The organism is Cobetia sp. (assembly GCF_983723665.1).
Genome location: NZ_CFDJES010000098.1, coordinates 1 through 1,148, shown reverse-complemented (window position 1 = coordinate 1,148; position 1,148 = coordinate 1). Strand labels below are relative to the sequence as shown.

At 63.3% G+C, this 1,148-nt stretch carries 1 protein-coding gene; it reads left to right on the top strand.

Annotation, left to right across the window (positions count from 1 at the left end; genetic code table 11):
• Positions 1-305: 305 nt before the first annotated feature.
• A partial coding sequence (phhA, locus tag AC4FAH_RS10410) for a phenylalanine 4-monooxygenase (RefSeq protein WP_490245989.1) occupies positions 306-1,148 on the top strand: 843 nt, incomplete at its 3' end.

Below are 1,148 nucleotides of genomic sequence, written 5' to 3'. Positions count from 1 at the left end.
GAGTGACGTTAACGTAAGCGTTATCAAAAACGTCGTAAAGCATTCCTTACAAAAGACGGCGACACAGCAGTGCACGAACGCCCGAATGGCACAGGATGCGCCCGATTACCGCTCCAGTGTCACAATTATGTGACAAGACACGCGCCAACGCAGCGTTATCTGCGGCGCAGAGCCACGCCTGACCACTGGTCAACGCCACCCGACAAGGCCTAGCGTTGTCATCGACATGCAAGGACTGGCATGTACGCCATAATGACAACACGGCAGCCTGCTCGGCAGCGCCGCCATCTGGTTGGGGAGGTTGCATGAACGCACCGCAGGGTCGTCATTGGCCACAGACATCCCAAAAAGCTCAGCCCGGCTCGCAAGCCAAGGCCAAGGGCACCCGCTACGTGGCCCATGAGCCGGATGCCCGGGGCCGGATCCATTACAGCGATCAGGAAAACGCCACCTGGCAGACACTGATGGCGCGCCAGATGGCGCTGGTCGAGGGGCGTGTCTGCCGCGAGTATCGGCAAGGGCTCGAGCGCCTTGCCCTGCCGGAGGACCGCATCCCCCAGCTTGGCGAGATCGATCGTGTCCTCGAGGCCGCCACCGGCTGGCGAACCGCTCGCGTGCCGGCCTTGATCCCCTTCACGCGCTTCTTCGAGCTGCTCGCCGAGCGGCGCTTCCCGGTCGCCACCTTCATCCGCTCCCCGGAAGAACTCGACTACCTGCAGGAGCCGGACATCTTCCACGAGATCTTCGGCCACTGCCCGATGCTCACCCACCCCGCCTTCGCCGAATTCACCGCCACCTACGGACGCCTCGGTCTCGCCGCCAGCAAGGAAGAGCGCGTCTATCTGGCCCGTCTCTACTGGATGACGGTGGAATTCGGCATGCTGCGCGAGACTCAACCCGATGGCAGTCGTGCGCTACGCCTCTACGGCGGCGGCATCATCTCCTCGCCGCGCGAGACCCGCTATGCCCTGGGTGAGCTTGCGGACAGTCTCGAGCGCCCCGCGCATCTGCCCTTCGATGCCGTCGAGGCACTGCGCACCCCGTATCGCATCGACATCCTGCAGCCGCTCTACTATGTCCTTGAGTCACTGGACGACCTGCATGAACTCGCCAGTCGCGACATCATGGCGCTGGTCCACGAGGCCATG